Below are 21,808 nucleotides of genomic sequence, written 5' to 3'. Positions count from 1 at the left end.
TCCTCCTGACGTCTTTAAAGTCAGGCGTCAGATTACGCAATCCCCCTCAAACGCTCCACGGTTTCCCGCGATGAACCTTTTTTTTCGCCTGTGCGCCGGCGGGCGTCGTAGCGACGATCGCACGGCGGCGCCCCGCTTTCGCCGAACGTCACCCGCCGGTATGCGGCTCGCGCGTCACGCCGCCTTGCTGCTTCGCACCTTCGCGCCCGCGGAGGAACCCGAGCGCGCGTTCTTCTTCAGATGCGCGCGGTTGTAGTCGATCGCCGCGCGCACGAGGTGCTTCAGCGCTCGCTTGTCGATCTTGTCGCCTTCGACGAAATCGATCGCGCGCCGCGCATTGCCTTCGAGGCCCGCATTGAACAGCCCGTCGGGATCGGGCAGGTGCGCGCCGTGCATGAACGTCAGCTTCACCTTGCCCTTGTGCGCGTTCGCGACCGCGATCATCCCGTCGCACGACCACACGGGGCTGCCCATCCACTTCCATTCCTCGACGATGCCTTCGTCCGTCGCGAGGATCGTCTGGCGAAGCTCGGCGAACGTCTTGCCACGCCAGTCGGTGATGCCGGCGATCAGTGCGTCGATGCGCTCGGACGGTTGCAGCTCCGTTGCACTCATGCGCGGGCCTCCGTTTGCGTGTCAGGACGCGACAACACCTGTTCGAGCGATTCGAAGAACCGTACCCAGCCATACTGCGCGCCGCGGTACGCCTGCTCCTGGTCGGGGCGGAAGCCGACCTGTTCCATACGCAGGTGCGTGCCGGCCGGCGTCGGCGTGAGCGTCCACGTGACGACGCTTTCGAGGCCGTGCGCCGCCCACGTATAGGACAGCGTACGGTGCGGCTCGATCGCGAGGACCGTGCAGTCGACCGAGCCCCAGTCCGCCCGGAAACTGAACGCACGGCCCGCGACGGGCTCGAAGTCGCTCTTCATCAGCCACGCCTCGATCAGGTGCGGTTGCGTGAGCGCGCGCCAGATCTTCTCCGGCGAATGGGGCAGTTCCCGGTCGACGACGACGGAGCGCGTTTCGGTAGTGGCTTGCGTCATTACTGGTCCATCCTTTTGAGCAGATCTTCGAGGGCATCGAACCGGCGCTGCCAGAAGCCCGCCATCTGGCTCGTCCAGTCGATCAACGGGGCCAGCGCTTGCGGCTGCGCGCTGTAATGCGTCTGCCGGCCTTCGTGACGGTCGTTCACGAGCCCGGCCTGCTTCAGTACGCCGAGATGCTTCGACACGGCCGGCTGCGACACGCCCGCATGGGCGGTCAGCGCGGCAACCGTCAGCTCGCCCTCCGCGCAGAGCCGCTCGAAAAGCGCGCGGCGCGTGGGATCGGCGAGTGTCCTGAAAAGCGTGTCCTGAGCTTTTTGCATGTCGTCCAAAATCCATAACCAACGGGTTATGTATTGAAGGATATCCGCTGATCGGCGCGCGTCAAGGCGGGATTTCATGAATGACGTGGCTCGATCCCGCGCGACCGGCGGGTTCGTCACACCGGCTCTCGTCCACGCCCAATTCGAGCATCTCCTCTAATCCGCGATGGCGACGCGCGATCCGAAAGCGGCCTGCAAGACTGGCCGATGCGCTGTTCCACAGTTCGGGAAACGTTCGGGGTCCGCCTGCCCCGTTGTTGTGCCCGCGCGAAGCGGTTCCTGACGAGTCGCTTCCAATGACCACATAGTGCGATACGGCGCGCCGCCATTGACACGCAAACGCCATGCATCCACGCGGCGCTTCCTTCCACGCCCGCTCACATTCCGATGCTGCAACGAACGACTCGTGCGTGCGAGCGACGCGCATTGTCGCGCCGCCGTGCCGCAAACCGGTTCCGCTCACCGGCTCCGCCATTACCGTCGCGCACGACGCCACGCGTGCAGTGATGCCCCCGTTGTCAGAACTGACAGCTATGGAAAATGGCAGCTACCCGAACGGCATCGACGCCCTACGCTCGTCACCGCTCGCGGCCCCACAAGGGCCGGGGGTTCCAGTAACGTCGCCTCTCCTAAAAAAGGACTCCCGATGAAAAGGAACGCCTGGTTTGCCCTTCCCCATCCGTCGCCCCGCCGCCTGGCGTGCGTGGCCCCGCTCGTGTTCGCCGCCGCCGCGGCGCACGCAGCGACGGATTGGGTCGATACCCATACGAAGGCCTTTCTGACCGGCCCGCAGTTGATGGCGCGCAGTGCGGCGCCATCGCTCGAACTCACGGCCGGCGAGACGACCAACGTCGTCGTCAGCCTGAAGCTGCGCAACGCCGCGCAGCTCAAGCAACTGGCACGCGACGTGAACCGGCCCGGCAGCGCGCATTACCGCCAGTACCTGACGCACGAGCAGTTCCTCGCGAACTACGCGCCGACCGACGCGCAGGTAAAGTCGGTCGTCGATTATCTGCACAAGAGCGGCTTCACGAATGTCGAGGTCGCGCCGAACCGGCTGCTGATCTCCGCCAGCGGCACGGCCGGCACGGTGAAGGCCGCGTTCAACACGTCGCTCGTGCACTTCGAGTACGCGGGCCGCTCGGGGTTCGCCAACACGTCGACCGCGCAAGTGCCGCGCGCGCTCGGCGACGTGGTCGGCTCGGTGCTCGGGCTGCAAAGTGTCGCGCGTGCACGGCCGATGCTGCGCATCGGCAACGTGGCGAAACCGCAGGCGCTCGCGGCCGGCACGGCGACGGGCCACTATCCGAAGGAATTCCCGGGCCTCTACAACGCGACCGGCGTGCCGACCGCGGCCGGCGTGACCGTCGGCATCATCACGATCGGCGGCGTGTCGCAAACGCTGCAGGACCTGAAGCAGTTCACGTCGAGCAACGGCTACGGCACGGTCACGACGCAGACGGTCAAGACCAACGGCACGGGCGGCAGCTATAGCGACGACCAGGACGGCCAGGGCGAATGGGATCTCGACAGCCAGTCGATCGTCGGCTCGGCCGGCGGACAGGTCGGCAAGCTGGTGTTCTACATGGCGGACCTGAACGCCGCCGGCAACACGGGCCTCACGCAGGCGTTCAACCGCGCGGTGTCGGACAACACCGCGAAGGTGATCAACGTGTCGCTCGGCTGGTGCGAAACCGATGCGGACGCGGACGGCACGCTCGACGCCGAGGAGCAGATCTTCACGACGGCCGCCGCGCAGGGCCAGACGTTCTCGGTATCGTCGGGCGACGAAGGCGTGTACGAGTGCAACAACCGTGGCTATCCGGACGGCTCGAACTACACGGTGTCGTGGCCAGCTTCGTCGCCGCACGTGCTCGCGATCGGCGGCACGACGCTCTACACGACGTCGGCGGGTGCGTTCTCGAACGAGACGGTGTGGAACGAAGGGCTCGATTCGAACGGCAAGCTGTGGGCGACGGGCGGCGGCGTCAGCACGATTCTGCCCGCGCCGTCGTGGCAGTCGGGCAGCAATCGCCGGTTGCCGGACGTCGCGTTCGACGCCGCGCAAAGCACGGGCGCGTACATCTACAACTACGGCCAGTTGCAGCAGATCGGCGGCACGAGCCTCGCCGCGCCGATTTTCACGGGCTTCTGGGCGCGTCTGCTCGCGGCGAACGGCACGGGCCTCGGCTTCCCGGCCGGCAACTTCTATGCGGACATTCCGTCGCATCCGTCGCTCGTGCGCTATGACGTCGTGTCGGGCAACAACGGCTATCAGGGGTATGGCTATACGGCGGCCACCGGCTGGGATCTGACGACCGGCTTCGGCAGCCTGAACATCGCGAACCTCAACCAGTTGATCAAGTCGGGCGGGTTCTGAGCGATGCATGAAGACCGGCGCGCGGCGATGGCTTGCCGCGCGCCGGTTGTAACTGCCCCGCGCTACTCCGTCGCCGGCTCCTCCACGCGTTCCGACACGACCGGCGCGCCGGCCCGATGCGACGGCGCGAACAGCCGAAGCCCGCTCGCGACGCTCGCCGCACCCGCGAAACCCGCACCGAGCATCAACGCAAGCGTCGGCCCGTGGCGGCCCGCGATCCCGAACGACAGCGCAACCAGCGCCGCACCCGTCGCCTGCCCGATCAGCCGCGCGGTCGCGATGATCCCGCTCGCGCCGCCGCTGCGTTCGGGCGGCGCGCTCGACATCAGCGCTTTCAGGTTCGGCGACTGGAAGAAGCCGAAGCCCGCTCCGCACAGCATCATTCTCCAGCCGATATCGACGACGCCCGGCGACACCGGCAGCGCGGCAAGCGACACCATCCCCGCACTCAGCAACGCGAGGCCGATCGCGCCGAGCAGCCCGGGCGGATAACGATCCGACAGCCGCCCCGCGATCGGCGCGGCGAGCGCGACGATCGCCGACCACGGCGTCATCAGGAATCCCGTCTCGACCGCGTTGCGATGCAGGACGGTTTCGAAATAGAACGGCAGCGACACGAACGCGAGCCCTTGCGCGGCGAACGCGCAGACGGCAGTCAGCGCGGACAGCGTGAACACGGGCCGGCGGAACAGGTCGACCGGCAGCATCGGCGCCGGGTGCCCGGCCTGACGGCGGATCAGCAGCCAGCCGAACGCGAACGCCACCGCGGCCGCCGCGAACACGACGGAGAGCGGCCCGCGCTGCGCAAATTCGCCGAGCGCGAAGATCAGCGACGCGAACGTGATCACGTTGAACAGCGCGGCCACCGGATCGAATGCATGCTTGCCGCGCGCCGTCCGCGGCAGCGACGGAATCGCCACCGCGAGCGCGAACGCGCCGAGCGGCACGTTCACCGCGAACAGCCACGGCCACGCGGCCACCGACAGGATCAGCGACGCGATCGTCGGCCCCACCGCGAACGACACGCCGACGACGAGCGCGTTGAAGCCGACGCCGCGCCCGAGCCGGTGCGCGGGAAACAGACCGCGGATCAGCGCGACGTTGACGCTCATGATCGCGCTCGCGCCAAAGCCCTGCACGATGCGCGCGGCCGTCAGCATCGGCAGTGTCGACGCGAGCGAACAGCCGAGCGACGCCAGCGTGAACACCGCCAGCCCGGCGACATACACGCGCTTGTGGCCGACGATGTCGCCGAGCGACGCGAACGGCAGCAGCGTCGCGACCATCGCGAGTTGGTACGCGTTGATGATCCACACGGACGCGGCCGGCGACGCATGCAGGTCGGTCGCGATGGCGGGCAGCGCGGTGTTCGCGATCGCGGTGTCGAGCGTCGCGAGCGCGACGGCCAGCAGCACGGCGGACATCGCACGCCAGTTGACGGCCGGCTCGTGCGCGCCGGCAGGGGAAGCGAATTCGGACAAGATGGGCTCGGCTGACGAGCGACGCGCGGCGTCGCGGATTGAGCAGCGCGGCGGCGTGCGTGCCGGACGGCAAGACCGGCGCGCGCGTTGCCGCGATCCGTATTGTTGCAGAGCCGCATCGAACGTGCAGGCGGCCGCTTCGTCAGTCAGCGAAACGAAAGCTTGCGGGATGCCGTGCCTGGCGCGCGGCATCGTTGAGCGCACAACGATCGACGATCCGGCGGCTGCCGGGCGGCCTGTCGGGCTCGCGCGCAGCGTCGTCGTGCGGCGCCGGGGGCCGGCCCGGCCGCGGCTGCCGGCGACGCCGTCGCGCCATCACGTCAGGTCGACCAGGTCACGACACCGCACGCCGCGCATTGCGGCCGCGCAGCCATTCGAGCGCGAGCAGCAGGCTCGTCGAGAAGATGATCAGGATCGTGGCGAGCGCAGCGATCGTCGGACTGATGTTCTCGCGGATGCCCGTGAACATCTGGCGCGGCAGCGTCGTCTGGTCGGCGCCCGCGAGAAACAGCGTGACGACCACTTCGTCGAACGACGTCGCGAACGCGAACAGTGCGCCCGACATCACGCCCGGCGCGATCACCGGCAGCGTCACGCGGAAGAACGTCGTAACCGGGTTCGCGCCGAGCGACAGGCTCGCGCGCACGAGGTTATGGTTGAAGCCTTGCAGCGTCGCGGCCACCGTCGTCACGACGAACGGCACGCCGAGCGCCGCATGCGCGGCGATCAGCCCCGTGTAGGTATTCGCGAGCCCGAGCGGCGCGAAGAACAGGTACATGCCGACGCCGACCACGACGACCGGCACGATCATCGGCGACAGCAGCACGGCCATCAGCAGCCCCTTGCCGCGGAAGTCGGCTTTCGTCAGGCCGATGGCCGCGAGCGTGCCGAGCACCGTCGCGACGACGGTCGCCGACGGCGCGACGATGAAGCTGTTTTTCGCGGCCATCCGCCATTCGTCCGATGCGAGCAGGTTCTCGTACCAGCGCGTCGAGAAACCCGGGATCGGATAGACGAGGAACGTGCTCGACGAGAACGACAGCGGCACGATCGCGAGCACCGGCAGGATCAGGTACAGCAGCGTCAGCACGACGAGCACGCGCAGCGCGACGTACCACGCGCGCTCGACGAACGACATGTGCGGCGCGAACAGCGGCCTGGCGAGTTTCATGGTCGGCATCCCCTTCCCGTTTCCCTGTGCCCGGCGCTCAGCCGAGGCTCACGTTGGTGCGCGTGAAGCGCCCGTACACCGCATACAGCACGAGCGTCGCCGCGAGCAGCAGCCCGCCGAGCGCACACGCCATGCCCCAGTTGATCGTCACGTTCGTGAAGTACGCGACGTAGTAGCTGACCATCTGGTCGTTCGGCCCGCCGAGCAGCGCGGGCGTGATGTAGTAGCCGATCGCGAGGATGAACACGAGCAGCGCGCCCGCGCCGACGCCCGGATAGGTCTGCGGCACGTACACGCGCCAGAACGCGGCGAACGGATGGCTGCCGAGCGACACGGCCGCGCGCTGGTAGGTCGGCGGAATCGACTTCATCACGCTGTAGAGCGGCAGGATCATGAACGGCAGCAGGATGTGCGTCATCGAGATATACACGCCGACGCGATTGAACAGCAGCGTCAGCGGATGCGAGATCAGCCCGCTGCCGAGCAGCGCCGTGTTGATCAGCCCTTCGCTCTGCAGCAGCACGATCCATGCGGCGACGCGCACGAGCACCGACGTCCAGAACGGAATCAGCACGAGGATCATCACGAGGTTCGCGCGCCGTTCCGACAGCGTCGAGATCCAGTACGCGAGCGGATAGCCGAGCAGCAGCGCGAACAGCGTGACGGCCACGCCGATCACGAACGTGCGGCCGAAGATCGCGACGTAGATCGACTGGTCGGGGTCGGCCTGCACGATGTGGCCGAAGCCGTCCTGCTTGTGGTCGAGCGCGGCGAGCAGATAGAACGGCGACACCTGGCTGCCGTTCTTCGCAATCGACTGCCAGTACGCGACGTCGCCCCAGCGCGCATCGAGATCGAGGAATTTCGCGCGCGTCTGCGCGGGCGTCAGCGCCGCGTCATTGTCGCCCTTCAGCGGCATCGCGCGCGCCGTCTTCGCGACGAGCGAGCGATAGCCGGGAATCTCGGTGTTCAGGCGCCGTGCGAGCGCACCCATCGCTTCGCTGTCGGCCACCTTCGTCATGTCGGCCGCGAGCGCGACATAGGCCGCATCCGCCGGCGGCGTCTTGCGATCCCAGCCCGACAGCGCGGCGACCGTGTTCGGCAACGCGGTCGCGATCTCCGGGTTCTGCACCGCGCGCGTGAGCAGCGTGCCGATCGGCACGACGAAAATCAGCAGCAGGAAAATCGCGAGCGGCGCGATCAGCAGCAGCGCCATCGTGCGCTTGCGGGACTCGGCGGCCTTCAGCTCGCGCTTGAGCGCGGCGGTCGACGGCGAGGAAGGCGCGATCGTCATCGTATTCAAGAGTTCTCTCCGGCCGGGCACGTTCCGGCGGAATGCCGCGCGGCGCGATCGACGCGTCGCGCGGCCGGTTGCATCACGACACCCGTGAGGATGCCTGACCGCTTACTTCGTTGCCCACGCGGCGAAGCGCTGTTCGAGCTCGTCGCTGTGGTCGGTCCAGAAGCCGATGTCCTCCAGTACCGCATTCTTGCCGTTGGCCGGCGAGTTCGGCAGGTTCGCGAGCGTCTTCGCATCGAGCGCCTTGATCGCGGCGACGTTCGTCGGGCCGTACGCGATGTGCTGCGCATACGCCTGCTGCGGCTTCGGCGTCAGCGAATACGCGATGTACTGCTCGGCCAGCGCCTTGTTCGGCGAGCCCTTCGGAATCGCCCAGTAGTCGAGGTCGTAGATGCTGCCGTTCCACACGACCTTCAGGTTCTTGCCTTCCTTCTGCGCGGCGTCGATGCGGCCGTTGTACGCGGTCGACATCACGACGTCGCCGGCGACGAGGAACTGCGGCGGCTGCGCGCCCGCTTCCCACCACTGGATGTACGGCTTCAGCTCGTCGAGCTTCTTGAACGCGCGATCCTGGCCGGCCTTCGTGCCGAGCACCTTGTAGACGTCCTTCGTCGCGACGCCGTCGGCCATCAGCGCGAATTCGAGGTTGTACCGCGCGCCCTTGCGCATCCCGCGCTTGCCGGGGAATTTCTTCACGTTCCAGAAATCGGCCCAGCCGGTCGGCGCAGACTTCAGCTTGTCCGCGTTGTACGACAGCGCGGTCGACCACACGAAGAACCCGACGCCGCATACCTGCGGCGCTTCCGGAATCAGGTCGGATTTCTTCGCGATCTTCGACCAGTCGAGCTTCTCGTACAGCCCTTCGTCGCAGCCGCGGTTCAGGTCGCCCGATTCGACTTCGACCACGTCCCAGTTGACGTGCTTCGCCTCGACCATCGCCTTCACCTTCGCCTGCTCGCCGTTGTACTCGACGGCCGTGACCTTGTTACCGGTCGCCTTCTCGAACGGCTGGTTGAACGCGGCCTTCTGCGCGTCGCCGTTCGCGCCGCCGAAGTTGACGACCGTGAGTTCGGCAGCGCTGGCCGATGCGCCAAACGCGACCAGTGCCAGCGCGAGCGCCGTACGGCGCGCGGTAAAGCTTGCTCGTTTCATGATGGTTCCTCTCCTCTCGTGGTGGAAGTGGGCATTGTTGTTGACGACGTGCTGCGGAAAACCGGGTAAACCATGCTCACGCGAACACGCGCAGGTGTTCGGGCGAGAACGCAAGCGAGACCGGTGCGCCGGGCGAGAACGCGTCGAGCGCGCCGGTGCCGAGCGGCACCTTCACGAAACATTCGTCCTGGCCGGGCAGTGCGCAGCGCATGCGTACGTGATCGCCGAAATAGATGAGGCTGCGCGCCTCGCCGCTCACGCAATTGGCGGCGGCGCCATTCGCGCCGTTCGAGCCATGTGCGGCGAGGCTCATGCGCTCGGGGCGGATGCAGGCGACGGCCGGCGCGCCCTCGGCGGCTTCGCCGATATGGCGGCCGACGAGCTTCGTGCCGTCGTCGAGCCGGAATTCGCAGAATTCGCCGTCGACGCGCGCGATGGTGCCGCGCAGCCGGTTGCTGTCGCCGATGAAGTTCGCGACGAATTCGTTGCACGGCGATTCGTACAGGCGGTCGACGGTGTCGAGCTGCTGCACGATGCCCTTGTCGAACACGGCGACGCGATCGGACATCGTCAGCGCCTCGCCCTGGTCGTGCGTCACGTACACGAAGGTCACGCCGAGCTTTTCATGCAGCGCCTTCAGTTCGTACTGCATGTGTTCGCGCAGCTGCTTGTCGAGCGCGCCGAGCGGCTCGTCCATCAGCACCAGCTTCGGCTCGAACACGAGCGCGCGGGCCAGCGCGATGCGCTGCTGCTGGCCGCCCGACAGTTGCGCCGGATAGCGTTTCGCGAAGCGTTCCATCTGCACCATCTTCAGCGCATGCGCGACGCGCTCCGCGCGCTCGCCGGCCGGCAGCTTGCGCACCGTCAGCGGATACGCGACGTTCTGCTCGACCGTCAGATGCGGAAACAGCGCGTAGTTCTGGAACACCATGCCGATGTTGCGCTTGTGCGGCGGCACGGTGTTCAGCAGCTCGCCGTCGAGGCGGATCTCGCCGCCGGTCGGGAATTCGAAGCCGGCCAGCATCATCAGGCAGGTCGTCTTGCCCGAGCCGGACGGCCCGAGCAGCGTCAGGAATTCCCCTCGGTGGATGTCGAGGTCGAGCGATTTGACGACCAGCGTCTCGCCGTCGTAGGTCTTCCGCACGCCGCGAAAGCTGACGATCACATCATCGGACTTCATCGTGGCTGTCCCCTTGCTGCGCAACAAAACGTTTTTGAGATGGACCCACTATACGGCCCGCACGGTTCTATACTAGGGAACCATTTCAATATTCCTAGTAGGACCACTTTGGATACCGTGATCCTCGCCGACTGGCTGTCCGCCCGTCTGGACCGCAGCTCGCCCGAACCGATGTACCGGCAACTGCTGCAACTGATGCAGCAGGCCATCCTGACCGGCGAATTGGGGCCCGGCACAAAGCTGCCGAGTTCGCGCACGCTCGCGGGCGACCTGTCGATCGCGCGCAATACGGTGCTGCACGTATACGACCAGCTGACGGCCGAAGGCTACGTGCTGACGACGACCGGCAGCGGCACCTACGTGGCCGACACGCGGCCGGACGCCGCCGCGATCCGCGTGCCGGGCGCCGCGCCGCCGGCGTCGGCCACTGGCGAACCGCCGCCGCCCGACGCGCAGCGCAGCCTGTCGATGCGCGGGCGGCAACTGGTCGAGCATGCGGGCGTGTCGCGGCGCCAGTGGGGGGCGTTCATGCCGGGCGTGCCGGACGTGTCGGAATTCCCGAGCCGCACGTGGAGCCGGCTGCAGGCGCGACTGTGGAAGGAAGCCAATCCGGAGCTGCTGACCTATGCGCCGGGCGGCGGCTACCGGCCGCTGCGGCGCGCGCTCGCCGACTACCTGCGCGTCGCACGCTCGGTCAAATGCTCGCCGGACCAGGTGATCATCACGACCGGTATTCATCAGTCGATCGATCTCGCGGTGCGGCTGCTGTCCGACATCGGCGATCGCGCGTGGGTCGAGGAACCGTGCTACTGGGGCGTGCGCAGCGTGCTGCAGGCGGCCGGCCTCACGCTCGCGCCGGTGCCGGTCGACCAGGAAGGGCTCGACCCGCGCGCGAGCGACATGCAGCATCCGCCGCGGCTCGTGCTCGTCACGCCGTCGCACCAGTACCCGCTCGGGATGGTGATGAGCCTCGCGCGGCGCCGCATGCTGCTCGAATATGCGCGCCAGCACCGCTGCTGGATCATCGAGGACGATTACGACAGCGAATTCCGTTACGGCAGCCGCCCGCTCGCGTCGCTGCAGGGACTCGACGAGGGGGGCCGCGTGATCTACGTCGGCAGTCTCGGCAAGATGCTGTTCCCGGGGTTGCGGATGGGCTACATGGTCGTGCCCGAGCATCTGGTCGACACCTTCCGCACCGGGCTGTCGGAGCTGTATCGGGAAGGCCAGCTGATGCAGCAGGCCGTGCTCGCCGAATTCATCATGGACGGTCACCTCACTTCGCACGTCAGACGAATGCGCACGCTGTACGGCGAGCGCCGGCAACTGATGATCGACGCGATCCGCGCGCGCTTCGGCGACGCGCTGCCGGTAATGGGCGACGAGGCCGGCCTGCATCTGGTGCTCGGCCTGCCCGACGCGTGCGACGATCGCGCGGTCACGCAGAGCGCATTCGACGCGGGCGTGATCGTGCGCCCGCTCACCAGCTACTACAGCAGCCTCGACACCGCGCGGCAGGGTTTGCTGCTCGGCTATGCATGCGTCGCGCACGAAGGCATTCGCCCCGCGTTCGACACGCTCGCCGATACCATCGAGCAACATCTGCCGCGGAACATCACGCGCGCCGCGTGAAGCCTGCCGCACACGGCGGCGCGCGGTTCGTCAATGCGCGCTGCCCGCGCCGCGATCGAGCGACGCCGCGCGCACGGCTTCGCCGGGCTTCGTGAACACACGCTGCCGCAACGCGGCAATCTGTGCGTCGCGATCCTGCGGCGACAGGCCGGCCGATTCGATCTGCGCACGCTGCGCCGCATAGTCCGCGTAACGGCCCTGCCACGACGCGTCGTCCTGCTGCATCTGCGCGACGCGCGCGGCGGCCTCGGGGCCGAGCGTCTGCGTCAGTTGCGCGCGCATCGCGTCAGGCGTCGCGCCGCGCTTCTGCAATTGCGCGATCTGGTCGATCGCGGCGCGTTGTTGGTCCACCCGCTGCTGCGCCGCGCGTTCGTCGGCCGGCATCTGCTGCTCGAGCGCCGCGAGCCGCTCGGCCTTCTGCGCATCGGTCAATGAGCGATCCTGAGTGATCTTCAATCGTGCGAGGTCGTAGCGCTGCCGCCACTGCTCCGCGCCGAAGAACGGCTGGCTCCAGTCGCCGAGCGTGCGATACGCGATCGACGCGCGCTGGTCGAGCGCGAGCTGCAACGCGCCCAGGTCGGACTTGTCGACCGCGCCGGCATCGCTCAATTTGGCGAGCGCATCGAGATACGCGCGATACCGGTGCCACACGTCGAGCGCCTCGGCCTGCGCGACCGTGCCGTCGAGCTGCGCGGCGATCTCGCGCACGACGAACGCATCGAGCGCCACCGCGCTCAGGTCGCTCTGCGCGGTCAGGCAATAGTCGAAGAAATCGCGCACCGCGCGCGACTTCGCAAGATGGCCGCCTGCATCGAGCGGCAGGCGCGGCGCGCTGGAACCGGCGAGCGACGTCGGCAGGTCCGTACTCGCCGGTACGGCCGGCTGCGGCGCGGCGGCCGCCACGCGGCTCGTCGCGGGTGCATCCGGCACGTCACCCGCGGCGCCCGTGCCGCGATGCGATCCCGCCGCGCTCCACATCGCGACGCCGGCAATCGCCGCCAGCCCCACGACACCATAGATCGCCGCGCGCCGCGCCAGCGGCGCGCGCCCTTCACGTGCCGCCATCGATCACACGCCCGCGATTTTCAACCGGTTCGCATGCGTGCGGATCACCGCGACCGGATCTTCCGCATACGCGCCGCGCACGCCGAGCAACTGGTTGATCTCGTCGATGTGGTTCCACTTGTAGCTCGTGCTCAGCACCTTGCCGTACAGCGCGCTGCACTTCGATACGAGCCCGTCGTTCTGGCCCGAGCCGCGGTTGATCATCACCGTACCGGTTCCATACAGCGCAAGCGTCGACAGATCGAGCGCGTTCGCCGGATCGATCACCGGAATCGTGCTCGTGTCCGTCGCGCCCGTCGCGCCGAGCACGGAAAGCGTCGGTTGGATCGCCGTGCCGGCCCACGAATACAGCAGATGCGTGTTGCCGCCGACGGTTTCGGTCGGTGCACCGGTCTGGCAACTCCCTGGCGCGCCGAGGCCCGCGCTCGGATAGTTCTGGTTGTAGGCGGCGGCCTGCGCGGTCGTCAGCGTCTTCAGTGCAGCGAGGGCATCCTGGTTCGTGTTGTGGCTGCTGTTCGTCAGGATCCCGAATACATTGACGAACGCGGCGATCACCGTCGAAGACAACCCGGTCGGATCGTATGCGAGCACGCCCTGCACGAAGTCGGCGAACTCGGAGCCGCGATGCGGCGTGCCGATCGTCGTCACCGACGCGACGAGATCGGGTGCGACGGCCGCGACATAGCGCGACGTCAGCCCGCCCTGGCTGTGCCCGACGAGATTGACCTTGGTCGCGCCGGTCGCCGCGAGCACCGTCTTCACGTAAGCGAGCAGTTGTTCGCCGCGCCCGTTCGGGCCGTCGTCGCTCTGGAAGCCCGACAGGTTCGCGACGTAGACGGTCGCGCCATGCTGCTGCAGGTCTTCCTGGATGCCGTACCAGTAGTCGAGTACGCCCGCATACTTGTCGGTGCCGGTCAGCCCGTGCACGAGAATGATTGGATAGCGCGTCGTCGCATAGTCGTCGGCGGGCGCGGTTGCCGCCATCGCCGTCTGCGTCGTCGCGAGCGTCGTCAGCGCGGTCGACGCCGCGAACGGCGCGACGCTCATCGCGCATGCCACTGCCCCTGCCATTACCCTGGAACGCATCGATCTGGCCATGCATGTTCTCCTGATTATTGTGCTGCCGGTGCGAATGACACCGGATCGACACGCACGCCGCATTGCGCGCACCGCGCGGGTCGAATGCGGGAGTGAAGCACGACTCGCGAACGTTTGCGCCCCGACTAGATACGGTTCTCTAATCGGTTGACGCGCGCCGCCCGTTCGGGCGGTGCGGCGTCCAGGCACGCGCATGCTGCGACGCACACGCGCGATGCACGCTACAGCTTCGCGCTCACGCGCACCCATGCGGTACGCCCCGGCTCCATCACCGGCGCGTTCGCCGGATAGCCGAAACCGGCATTGCCGGCGAGGTTCAAATGCTCGGTGTAGGCCTTGTTCAGCACGTTGTCGACGCCGACCGAGATCTGCACGGTCTTGCTGACGTTGTACTGCGTATGCAGCGACAACACGCCGAATCCGGCGCTCGGGCCGAAGTCCTTGCCGACCACGTTGCCCTCGTTCAGCGCATAGCGATGCTGCGGCGCAACGATGCGCCACAGGCCGCCCGCCGACCATGCGCCGCGCGTGTATTCGAGCCCGATGCGCGCTTCGAGCGGCGGCATCTGCGGCAGCGGATCGCCGCTCGCCACGTTGCGCCCCCACGCATACGCGAGCGACGTCTCGACGCGCAGCGGCGCGACCGGCCGCCACGACACGCCGGCTTCGCCGCCCATGATCTGCGCGTTGACGTTGGTGGCCTGCGTGGTCGGGCCCATCATGCCGGCCGCATAGTTGAACAGGATGAAGTCCTGGACGTAGCCCGCGTACGCGGACACCCACGCATCGACGCGGTCGCCCTTGTATTGCGCGCCGACGTCGAGCTGGGTGGTTTTCTCCGGCTGCACCGCCGAAAACGCGTTGACCGAACCGGCCGGCCCGCGCGTCGCGGAAAACAATTCCCAGTAGTCCGGATAACGCTCTGCGTGGCCGATCCCCGCGTACCATGTGACGGGCAGCGACGCGAGATCGCGCTCGTAGCGCACGAAGCCGCTCGGCAGCACCTTCATCCGATCGTCGTCGAACGTCGGATTCGGCTTGCTCGTCATCATCCCGGGCGTCATCGCGCGCTTGTCGCCTGCGCTCGCATAGTCGACGCGCGCACCGCCGATCACGCGCGCGACGTCGCTCGCATACCACGTCAGTTCGCCGAACACGCCCGCGTTCCACATCGTCGCCTGCGCATCCCACGGCTGGTTTCGGTAGTTCTGCCGCCCCATCGACGAACGCGAATCGAGCCGGTTCGACTGCGCATCGACACCCGTGACGAGCTTGACGTCGTCGCCGAAGCGCAACGTCGCGGCCGCACGCGCGCCGACCGTGCGGCGCCGCACGTCCGCGGCCATCCGCATCGGCATGCTGCTCGTCGGATCGGGCTGCCGCAACGTATAGTTGTCCATCACGTGATCGGCTTCGTTGTAGTACACGCGCGCCTCGATCCGGTCGAGCACGTCGCCGAGATGTCGCTTGTCGAACGACAGCCCGAACGTCTCGCGGCGGAAATGCGCGCCGTCCATCCCGCGGCCCGCATAGCGCGCATAGCCGTCGCCGGTGCCGGCGGTCAGCTCGACACGCGTATGGTCGTCGGGCGTCCAGCCGAGCGCGGCATCGGCGTTCCATTTGTCCCACTGCGACGGCACGGTGTGGCCGTTGCCGTCCTGGTAGTCCTGCGAATGCGCGTGGTTCGCGGTGACGCGGCCATAGACGTCCGGCGTGCCGGCGGTCAGGTCGAGGTTCTGGTCGTTGCGGCCGAACGATCCGCCGACGAGGCTGCCGTCGAAGCGCATGCCGGGGCGCTCGAAACGCGGCGTCACGCGTTCGAACAGCACGGTGCCGGCCGACGCGCCCGGACCGTACAGCACGGTCTGCGGCCCCTTCACGACGGTGACCTTGTCATAGCTTTCCGGCGCGATGTACGACGTCGGCGCATCCATCCGGTTCGGGCACGCGCCGAGCGTCGGCATCCCGTTCGCGAGGATGTTCAGCCGCGATCCGAACATCCCGCGCAGCACGGGGTCGCCGTTCGTGCCGCCGCTGCGGATCGACGTGAAGCCCGGAATCGTCTTCAGGTAATCGGCGCCGTCGCTGGCGGGCAGCGGCTGGCGCGGCGCCTTCGGATCGGTGACGACGACGAGCGGCGTCGACAGCGGCGACGCGACGACTTCGACGGGCGGCAACAGCATGGCCGCATCGCCCGTCGGCGCACCGGCAGCATGCGCGGTGTCGGCTGCGGCAGGGCCCGCGGTCAGCGCGCCGACGGCCAGCGCGCGAACGGTGAGTTTCAGCATGCGCGGCAAAGGCCGCGCACCGGCATTGCGTGGCGCACGCGGCGCACGCAACTGGAAATTGGTCATGATCGAAAGCCCGAGTGACGCCCTCCACGCGGCCTCGACGGTCGCACGGATATCGGCGGTGATAAGAACGGAAGAAACGCGTCAGGCGCGCTCGGGCGGTGCGCGCGGATAGGCGCGCGGATAACGGTCGCCGCGCGCCGCGACGGCAGGCGACGCGACGGCGGAAACGGAAACGACGGGAAGGGAGTCGACCGACACGGCGGCAGGCGCGCCGATGGCCGGGCTATGCGCGAAGAAACCGCAGTAGCCGCACGCGTCGAGATGCAGCGCATGATCGTGCATGCCGCGCGCATCGGACGGACGATGCGCGCCATGCTCGGTACTGCACACGATCGCCTCGGGCGTGGCCGCATGGGCGATACGCCACTGCGACACCAGCGGCGCCGCGATCGCGATCCAGATCGCGAGCAGGCCAAGCCAGGCAGTCAGGTGACGATGTCGGTGCAGCATGTACGGCAACGAGTCAGCGGAATGTAAAAAACAGCCGCGATGTTACAGAATGTTCAACGTGATGACCAGTGCGGGCGCACGGTAAACGAACCGGGGGCGCATGGTTGTCAACACAACCATGCGCCCCCGCGTGCTGCGCGTGCCGGCGGCCGGACGATCAGGGCATCATGCGGCGCAGCACGTCGTCGCGCCGGATGAAATGATGGTAGAGCGCGGCCAGCGCATGCAGGCCGATCACGAAGTAGAACGCATTGCCGATCAGCTCGTGCACCTCCTTGATCGTCGGCCGCAGCGCCTTGTCGGGGCCGAACAGCGTGAACGACACGCCGAGCCAGTCGAGCGACACCGGCTTGCCGCCCATGTTGATCGTCATGATGCCGAGCAGCGGCTGCGCGATGACGAACGCGTAAAGCGCAAAATGTGCGAGCTTCGACAGCCAGCGCAGCAGCGTCGTCTGCGGAATCGGTTCCGGCACGCGGCTGACGACGCGCCACAGCACGCGCAGCACCGACAGCACGAGGACGAACGTACCGGCCGTCAGGTGCACGCTCATCCAGAACGCCCGGCTGTCGCTGCCCTTCGGTCCGCGGATCTCGATGGCCAGGTAGGCCAGCGCAACCAGCAGGAAGATGGCCCAGTGGAAGAAGATCGCGGGCGAGCTGTAGCGCGTCTGTTTCGCGAGGATGTTTTTCATGCTTCGTCTCGTGTCGTATTCGGGGAGGGGCGCCCATTGCAAACGGCCTGCGCCCGGCAAAGCTGTGGCGATTGTAGCCGCACGGGCGTCCAGTTTTGTACGGCGCGGTCAAATATCCGATGAATCGTCGGCGCGCGCCGCGTGACGGCTTGCCCTATGGAAAATCCGCATCGCGCGGGCGGGCAGCTGTGGCACGATGAAGCTTTGGTGCGGCGGCGCGCGGGCATCATGAGCAAAGCGTTCTTCGTTGCGGCCTACCGGCTGATCGCCGCATTGCTCGCGGTGTCCACCACGCTGCACAGCGTCGCCGACTACTGGCGCCTGCCAAGCTTCCATCTCGGCAACTACCTCAGCTACTTCACGCAACTGAGCAGCCTCTACGCGGCCGCGATACTGGCCGCGGGGCTGTGGCGCATCGCGCGCCCCGGCTCGGCCCGCTACGAATCGATGCGCGGCGCTGCCGTGCTGTACGTGCTGATCACCGCGATCGTCTACGAGCTGCTGCTTGCGCGGCTCGATGCGCTGCTCCACGTCACGCCGGCGTTCAACAACTGGGTATTGCACCGGATCGTACCGCTCGTGATGCTGTGCGACTGGCTGTATGTCGAACCGCGCTCGCCGATTCCGCGCCGCAGTGCGTTCGCGTGGCTCGGCTTTCCGGTCGTCTATCTCGGCTATACGCTCGTGCGCGGCGCGGCGGAGAACTGGTACCCCTACCCGTTCGTCGATCCGCGGCCGCACGGCTACCTGCCCGTCGCGATCCAGTGTTCGCTGATCGCGCTCGGCGCGGTGGCGCTCGCGTTGTGCATTTGCTGGCTCGGTAATCATGCGAGACAGTCTGGCAGCGCGACGCTTAAGGAAGGATGAAGGCGGAAAGGTGAAAGAGGCGGGGGAGAAAGGTGGGAACGTGTGCGCCGCCCGGCGCACACGTGGCGATGCCGACGATCAGCCGCCGTTGCGCGGCAGGAAGTTCATCGGATCGACGACCTTGCCGTTCTGGCGGACTTCGAATTCGAACGTCGAACGACCGCTCGCGTCGGCGCCCATTTCGGCGACCGGCTGGCCCTGACGCACCGCGTCGCCTTCGTTGACGAGCAGCTTGCCGTTGTGCCCGTAGGCCGTGATGAGCCCGTTGTCGTGCTTCAGGATCACGAGCGGACCGTATGCCTTGACGCCGGTGCCGGCGTACACGACGCGCCCGTTTGCCGCGGCCCGCACCGAATGGTCGGGCCCGGATGCGGCGATCACGACGCCGCGCGTCTTGCCGGCCGAGAACGGTGTCGCGACGACGCCCGTGGCCGGCCATGCGAGCGAGCCCGGCTGGGCGGCCGCCGCGGGCGGCTGCCCGTACGAGGTCGCGGCCTGCGGCGGCGCGACCCGCAATACCTGGCCCGGCGACACGGCGTCCGTGGGCGCCATGCGGTTCCAGTTGGCGACGTCCTGCACGCGCTGCCCGTAGGCGTTCGCGATGCCCGCCAGCGTATCGCCGGGGTTCACGCGGTAATAACCGGCAATCACGCCCGGCGTCGCCGCCGACGTGGACGCCGGCTGGCGCGTGGGCTGCCAGCTGTCGGTCCACGGCGTCATCGTGCAGCCCGTCAGCGCGATGGCCGCGGCGACGAGCGCCGCCTGCGGCAGCCAACGCGTGAGCGCGTCGTGGATGGGAATAGTTTCTCTCAAGGGTCCTCCCGGATTTGCGTCGTTGCGCCGCCCACCGCCCCCCGGCGCGCGACGCACGATGTCCGGCCGAACGGCCGGATCAATCAGTATCCGACCGCTTTCGCGGCCGTCAGTTTCCACAGCGGAACGTGGTGCGAAGCGCTCATCGGCCCTTTTTCGCATCGTCCCGATCGGCAAAGATACCATTTGTCGCGGTCAAGGCTCCGACAGTTGCCTGATCCGGAAACAATCTTGCGGCGTCGCACGGGCGCCGGCGGCCTGCTGGCCGGGCCGGGCGGGCCGCCCAGTGGCTGCTCGCGGTTTGTCGCGGAGGCGCACCGCCGCCTGCCGTATCGGCGGCGTCATATTGTCCGCTTCGATCGCCGCCTATACTCGGTGATGCGCAGCGCGATCCAACGACAACGAGGACCATGACAATGAATAACGCGACGTTTCTCTCCGTGCAGCTCGACGCCGACGATTTCGCCGGTTCCAGCGGTCTGGTCGAATTGCTCAACCGGCACCTGCTGTTCGCGACCGACGTCGCCGAAGCGGCCGATGCGCTCGTCCAGTTGGCGAGCGTCACGCACCTGACCGGCGCCGCGCGTCACAGCGTCGAGCTGCCGGTCCTCGCGATCGAACGGCTGCGCGACGCGCTCGACACGCTGAGCGGTTACGACGAAACGTGGCTGCAGGTGCTGGAACCGGCGGAAGCGCTGTTCCGCGATATCGGGCGCGGCAGACGCCCGCTGCACTGAACGACGGCGCATTGCGCGCCGCCAATGAAAAAGCCCGTCGTTCCGCTATGCGGAACGACGGGCTTTCGTACGACAGGGGGTCGGATGCGGTCGCCAGCGCGGCCGTACCATTAACGACCCTTGTAGACCGGCGCGCCGTCAGCGATGCGCTTGACTTGCCAGCCGGTTTTGGCAGCAGCCGGTACGCCCGATTCCTGGCCGGCGGCCGGTTGTGCGCCGTAGCCGGTCGTATCGGCGGCGGCGACGTTCTGTTGCGGGTTCACACGCGCTTCAGCGGCCTGGATGCCTTCCGGGTAGTTCGTACGGTCGCTGCCCAGCTTGTAGCCGGCCTGTTGCAGTTGAACCAGTTCGGCCTTCACCTGGGCACGGGTGACGGGCGCGTTCTGTTGAGCGAACGAGACGGCGGGGACAGCGAGGACGGCAGCAGCAGCGAACGTTGCGATCAGCGATTTCATGATTACCTCCGGGATTTTTTTGCTCCGCCGCACACACCATGTCTGCAGCGATGGAACAGAGTTTAGTCCCGGCAGCACCTAGGGAAAACCATGAAAGAACGAAAACACTGTTTCCCCGGAGCCAACAATGCTGGCATCCGGGATGGAAAAACCCTATTCAGAGCATAGATTTTCGCAACAATGCTGCCCCCGCTCGCCGGTCAGGCCCAGTTCGCGTGGAAGCTGCCCGGCTTGTCGGTGCGCTCGAACGTGTGCGCGCCGAAGAAGTCGCGCTGCGCCTGCACCAGGTTCGCCGGCAGCCGCTCGGAACGATAGCTGTCGAAGTACGCGACCGCCGACGCGAACGCCGGGACCGGCACGCCGGCCTTCACCGCGGCCACCACGACGTCGCGCAGCGCGGTCTGATAGTTCGCGGCGATGTCCTTGAAGTACGGATCGAGCAGCAGGTTCGCGAGCGCCGGATCCTTCGCGTAGGCGTCGGTGATCTTCTGCAGGAAGCGCGCGCGGATGATGCAGCCCGCGCGGAAGATCTTCGCGATCGTTCCGAGATCGAGGTTCCAGCCGTATTCTTCCGACGCCGTGCGCAGTTGCGCGAAGCCCTGTGCGTACGAGATCACCTTGCTCAGGTACAGCGCGCGGCGCACCGCTTCGACGAACGCGGCGCGATCGCCGTCGAACGGCGCGGCCGCCGGGCCCGACAGGATCTTGCTGGCGGCGACGCGCTCGGTCTTCAGCGACGACAGCACGCGCGCGAACACCGATTCGGTGATGAGCGGCAGCGGCACGCCGAGATCCAGCGCGTTCTGGCTCGTCCACTTGCCGGTGCCCTTCTGCGCGGCGCGATCGAGGATCACGTCGACGAGGTGCTTGCCGGTCTCTTCGTCCTTCTTGCCGAAGATCTTCGACGTGATCTCGATCAGGTAGCTGTCGAGCTCGCCCTGGTTCCATTCGGTGTACACCGCCCCGAGTTCGTCGTTGGTCAGGCCCGCGACGTCCTTCAGCACCGAGTAGCTTTCGGCGATCAGCTGCATGTCGCCGTATTCGATGCCGTTGTGGACCATCTTCACGTAGTGGCCCGCCCCGTCCGGGCCCATGTACGCGACGCACGGCTCGCCGTCCGACGGCGCCTTCGCGGCGATCTGCTTGAGGATCGGCTCGACGAGATCGTACGCGTCGCGCTGGCCGCCCGGCATGATCGACGGGCCGCGCAGCGCGCCCTCTTCGCCGCCCGACACGCCGGTGCCGATGAAATGCAGCCCCGATTGCGCGAGTTCCTGGTTGCGGCGGATCGTGTCGGTGAAATGCGTATTGCCGCCGTCGATCAGCACGTCGCCCTTCTCGAGCAGCGGCTTCAGCGATGCGATCGTCGCATCGGTGGCTTCCCCGGCCTTCACCATCATCAGGATCCGGCGCGGCGTTTCGAGCGACGCGACGAATTCCTCGAGCGTATAGGTCGGCACCAGATTGCGGCCGGGGAATTCGGCGATCAGTTCGTCGGTTTTCTCGCGACTGCGGTTGAACACCGACACCGCGTAACCGCGGCTCTCGATATTGAGTGCGAGATTGCGGCCCATCACCGCGAGCCCGATCACACCGATTGCTTGTTTGCCCAT

The 21,808-nt window shown here is 67.3% G+C and carries 20 protein-coding genes; 4 read left to right on the top strand and 16 right to left on the bottom strand.

What is annotated here, in order from left to right:
- Window positions 1–174 precede the first annotated feature (174 nt).
- Genes J8I35_RS06240 through J8I35_RS06230 form a run of 3 tightly spaced genes read right to left on the bottom strand, consistent with a single transcriptional unit; the run spans window position 175 to window position 1,366 of the window.
- Complete coding sequence (locus J8I35_RS06240) at window positions 175–615, bottom strand: DUF1801 domain-containing protein (protein WP_209924778.1); 441 nt, start codon at window positions 613–615, stop codon at window positions 175–177.
- A complete protein-coding gene (locus J8I35_RS06235) occupies window positions 612–1,043 on the bottom strand; it encodes an SRPBCC domain-containing protein (protein WP_209924777.1) in 432 nt (143 codons plus the stop codon). Before J8I35_RS06235 ends, J8I35_RS06240 begins: the two co-directional genes overlap by 4 nt.
- The gene (locus tag J8I35_RS06230; RefSeq protein WP_050011403.1) at window positions 1,043–1,366 is read right to left on the bottom strand and encodes a metalloregulator ArsR/SmtB family transcription factor; all 324 of its coding nucleotides are present in this window, start codon (window positions 1,364–1,366) and stop codon (window positions 1,043–1,045) included. Before J8I35_RS06230 ends, J8I35_RS06235 begins: the two co-directional genes overlap by 1 nt.
- A 646-nt stretch (window positions 1,367–2,012) precedes the next feature.
- Between J8I35_RS06230 and J8I35_RS06225 the strand changes: the two genes are divergently transcribed.
- Window positions 2,013–3,746: a S53 family peptidase gene (locus J8I35_RS06225; RefSeq protein WP_209924776.1), complete on the top strand. Its 1,734-nt coding sequence runs from the start codon at window positions 2,013–2,015 to the stop codon at window positions 3,744–3,746.
- Between the two features lie 62 nt (window positions 3,747–3,808).
- Here the strand turns inward: J8I35_RS06225 and J8I35_RS06220 are convergent, their stop codons facing one another.
- The 5 genes from J8I35_RS06220 to J8I35_RS06200 form a co-directional block, all read right to left on the bottom strand.
- A complete protein-coding gene (locus tag J8I35_RS06220) occupies window positions 3,809–5,227 on the bottom strand; it encodes an MFS transporter (RefSeq protein WP_209924775.1) in 1,419 nt (472 codons plus the stop codon).
- Window positions 5,228–5,561: 334 nt separating this feature from the next.
- A complete protein-coding gene (locus J8I35_RS06215) occupies window positions 5,562–6,398 on the bottom strand; it encodes an ABC transporter permease (RefSeq protein WP_050011405.1) in 837 nt (278 codons plus the stop codon).
- A 37-nt stretch (window positions 6,399–6,435) separates the two neighbouring features.
- Complete coding sequence (locus J8I35_RS06210) at window positions 6,436–7,692, bottom strand: ABC transporter permease (protein ID WP_209924790.1); 1,257 nt, start codon at window positions 7,690–7,692, stop codon at window positions 6,436–6,438.
- 111 nt (window positions 7,693–7,803) lie between these two features.
- A complete protein-coding gene (locus J8I35_RS06205; protein WP_050011301.1) occupies window positions 7,804–8,850 on the bottom strand; it encodes an ABC transporter substrate-binding protein in 1,047 nt (348 codons plus the stop codon).
- A 76-nt stretch (window positions 8,851–8,926) separates the two neighbouring features.
- Entirely contained in the window at window positions 8,927–10,030 is a 1,104-nt protein-coding gene (locus J8I35_RS06200) for an ABC transporter ATP-binding protein (RefSeq protein WP_209924774.1), read from the bottom strand.
- Between the two features lie 108 nt (window positions 10,031–10,138).
- Between J8I35_RS06200 and J8I35_RS06195 the strand changes: the two genes are divergently transcribed.
- Window positions 10,139–11,662, top strand: a complete 1,524-nt coding sequence (locus J8I35_RS06195; RefSeq protein ID WP_050011303.1) for a PLP-dependent aminotransferase family protein — start codon at window positions 10,139–10,141, stop codon at window positions 11,660–11,662.
- A gap of 30 nt (window positions 11,663–11,692) precedes the next feature.
- On the opposite strand, the gene J8I35_RS06190 is transcribed toward J8I35_RS06195, so the two are convergent.
- The 5 genes from J8I35_RS06190 to J8I35_RS06170 form a co-directional block, all read right to left on the bottom strand.
- Entirely contained in the window at window positions 11,693–12,727 is a 1,035-nt protein-coding gene (locus tag J8I35_RS06190; protein WP_209924773.1) for a lipase secretion chaperone, read from the bottom strand.
- 3 nt (window positions 12,728–12,730) lie between these two features.
- Window positions 12,731–13,825 (bottom strand): triacylglycerol lipase, encoded by a 1,095-nt coding sequence (locus J8I35_RS06185; protein ID WP_209924772.1) that lies wholly within the window; start codon window positions 13,823–13,825, stop codon window positions 12,731–12,733.
- Between the two features lie 221 nt (window positions 13,826–14,046).
- Window positions 14,047–16,179 carry a TonB-dependent copper receptor gene (locus J8I35_RS06180; protein ID WP_209924771.1) on the bottom strand — a complete coding sequence of 711 codons (2,133 nt, stop codon included), beginning with the start codon at window positions 16,177–16,179 and terminating at the stop codon, window positions 14,047–14,049.
- 81 nt (window positions 16,180–16,260) lie between these two features.
- Window positions 16,261–16,629, bottom strand: coding sequence for a DUF2946 domain-containing protein (locus J8I35_RS06175; protein ID WP_209924770.1), 369 nt, complete (start codon window positions 16,627–16,629; stop codon window positions 16,261–16,263).
- A gap of 157 nt (window positions 16,630–16,786) precedes the next feature.
- Window positions 16,787–17,323 (bottom strand): cytochrome b, encoded by a 537-nt coding sequence (locus J8I35_RS06170; protein WP_050011307.1) that lies wholly within the window; start codon window positions 17,321–17,323, stop codon window positions 16,787–16,789.
- 228 nt (window positions 17,324–17,551) lie between these two features.
- On the opposite strand from J8I35_RS06170, the gene J8I35_RS06165 reads away from it, so the two are divergent.
- Window positions 17,552–18,190, top strand: coding sequence for a Pr6Pr family membrane protein (locus J8I35_RS06165; protein ID WP_124638283.1), 639 nt, complete (start codon window positions 17,552–17,554; stop codon window positions 18,188–18,190).
- A gap of 78 nt (window positions 18,191–18,268) precedes the next feature.
- Here the strand turns inward: J8I35_RS06165 and J8I35_RS06160 are convergent, their stop codons facing one another.
- Window positions 18,269–19,003, bottom strand: coding sequence for a M23 family metallopeptidase (locus J8I35_RS06160; protein ID WP_209924769.1), 735 nt, complete (start codon window positions 19,001–19,003; stop codon window positions 18,269–18,271).
- Between the two features lie 416 nt (window positions 19,004–19,419).
- Between J8I35_RS06160 and J8I35_RS06155 the strand changes: the two genes are divergently transcribed.
- Window positions 19,420–19,740 carry a hypothetical protein gene (locus tag J8I35_RS06155; protein ID WP_124593291.1) on the top strand — a complete coding sequence of 107 codons (321 nt, stop codon included), beginning with the start codon at window positions 19,420–19,422 and terminating at the stop codon, window positions 19,738–19,740.
- A 110-nt stretch (window positions 19,741–19,850) separates the two neighbouring features.
- Here the strand turns inward: J8I35_RS06155 and J8I35_RS06150 are convergent, their stop codons facing one another.
- Both J8I35_RS06150 and gndA read right to left on the bottom strand, forming a co-directional pair.
- Window positions 19,851–20,195 (bottom strand): DUF4148 domain-containing protein, encoded by a 345-nt coding sequence (locus tag J8I35_RS06150; protein ID WP_069618486.1) that lies wholly within the window; start codon window positions 20,193–20,195, stop codon window positions 19,851–19,853.
- Between the two features lie 200 nt (window positions 20,196–20,395).
- The gene (gndA, locus tag J8I35_RS06145) at window positions 20,396–21,808 is read right to left on the bottom strand and encodes an NADP-dependent phosphogluconate dehydrogenase (RefSeq protein WP_089489151.1); all 1,413 of its coding nucleotides are present in this window, start codon (window positions 21,806–21,808) and stop codon (window positions 20,396–20,398) included.

Origin of the sequence: Burkholderia sp. CpTa8-5 (assembly GCF_017815045.1) — a bacterium.
GTDB lineage: Bacteria > Pseudomonadota > Gammaproteobacteria > Burkholderiales > Burkholderiaceae > Burkholderia > Burkholderia sola.
This window is presented reverse-complemented; position numbering and strand designations above follow the sequence as displayed.

Coding starts and splice junctions, on each gene's coding strand:
- J8I35_RS06155 (WP_124593291.1), top strand. CDS start 19,420: ATGAATAACGCGACGTTTCTCTCCGTGCAGCTCGACGCCGACGATTTC.
- gndA (WP_089489151.1), bottom strand. CDS start 21,808: ATGGGCAAACAAGCAATCGGTGTGATCGGGCTCGCGGTGATGGGCCGC.
- J8I35_RS06200 (WP_209924774.1), bottom strand. CDS start 10,030: ATGAAGTCCGATGATGTGATCGTCAGCTTTCGCGGCGTGCGGAAGACC.
- J8I35_RS06240 (WP_209924778.1), bottom strand. CDS start 615: ATGAGTGCAACGGAGCTGCAACCGTCCGAGCGCATCGACGCACTGATC.
- J8I35_RS06175 (WP_209924770.1), bottom strand. CDS start 16,629: ATGCTGCACCGACATCGTCACCTGACTGCCTGGCTTGGCCTGCTCGCG.
- J8I35_RS06165 (WP_124638283.1), top strand. CDS start 17,552: ATGAGCAAAGCGTTCTTCGTTGCGGCCTACCGGCTGATCGCCGCATTG.
- J8I35_RS06210 (WP_209924790.1), bottom strand. CDS start 7,692: ATGACGATCGCGCCTTCCTCGCCGTCGACCGCCGCGCTCAAGCGCGAG.
- J8I35_RS06190 (WP_209924773.1), bottom strand. CDS start 12,727: ATGGCGGCACGTGAAGGGCGCGCGCCGCTGGCGCGGCGCGCGGCGATC.
- J8I35_RS06150 (WP_069618486.1), bottom strand. CDS start 20,195: ATGAAATCGCTGATCGCAACGTTCGCTGCTGCTGCCGTCCTCGCTGTC.
- J8I35_RS06170 (WP_050011307.1), bottom strand. CDS start 17,323: ATGAAAAACATCCTCGCGAAACAGACGCGCTACAGCTCGCCCGCGATC.
- J8I35_RS06205 (WP_050011301.1), bottom strand. CDS start 8,850: ATGAAACGAGCAAGCTTTACCGCGCGCCGTACGGCGCTCGCGCTGGCA.
- J8I35_RS06180 (WP_209924771.1), bottom strand. CDS start 16,179: ATGACCAATTTCCAGTTGCGTGCGCCGCGTGCGCCACGCAATGCCGGT.
- J8I35_RS06235 (WP_209924777.1), bottom strand. CDS start 1,043: ATGACGCAAGCCACTACCGAAACGCGCTCCGTCGTCGTCGACCGGGAA.
- J8I35_RS06225 (WP_209924776.1), top strand. CDS start 2,013: ATGAAAAGGAACGCCTGGTTTGCCCTTCCCCATCCGTCGCCCCGCCGC.
- J8I35_RS06230 (WP_050011403.1), bottom strand. CDS start 1,366: ATGCAAAAAGCTCAGGACACGCTTTTCAGGACACTCGCCGATCCCACG.
- J8I35_RS06185 (WP_209924772.1), bottom strand. CDS start 13,825: ATGGCCAGATCGATGCGTTCCAGGGTAATGGCAGGGGCAGTGGCATGC.
- J8I35_RS06215 (WP_050011405.1), bottom strand. CDS start 6,398: ATGAAACTCGCCAGGCCGCTGTTCGCGCCGCACATGTCGTTCGTCGAG.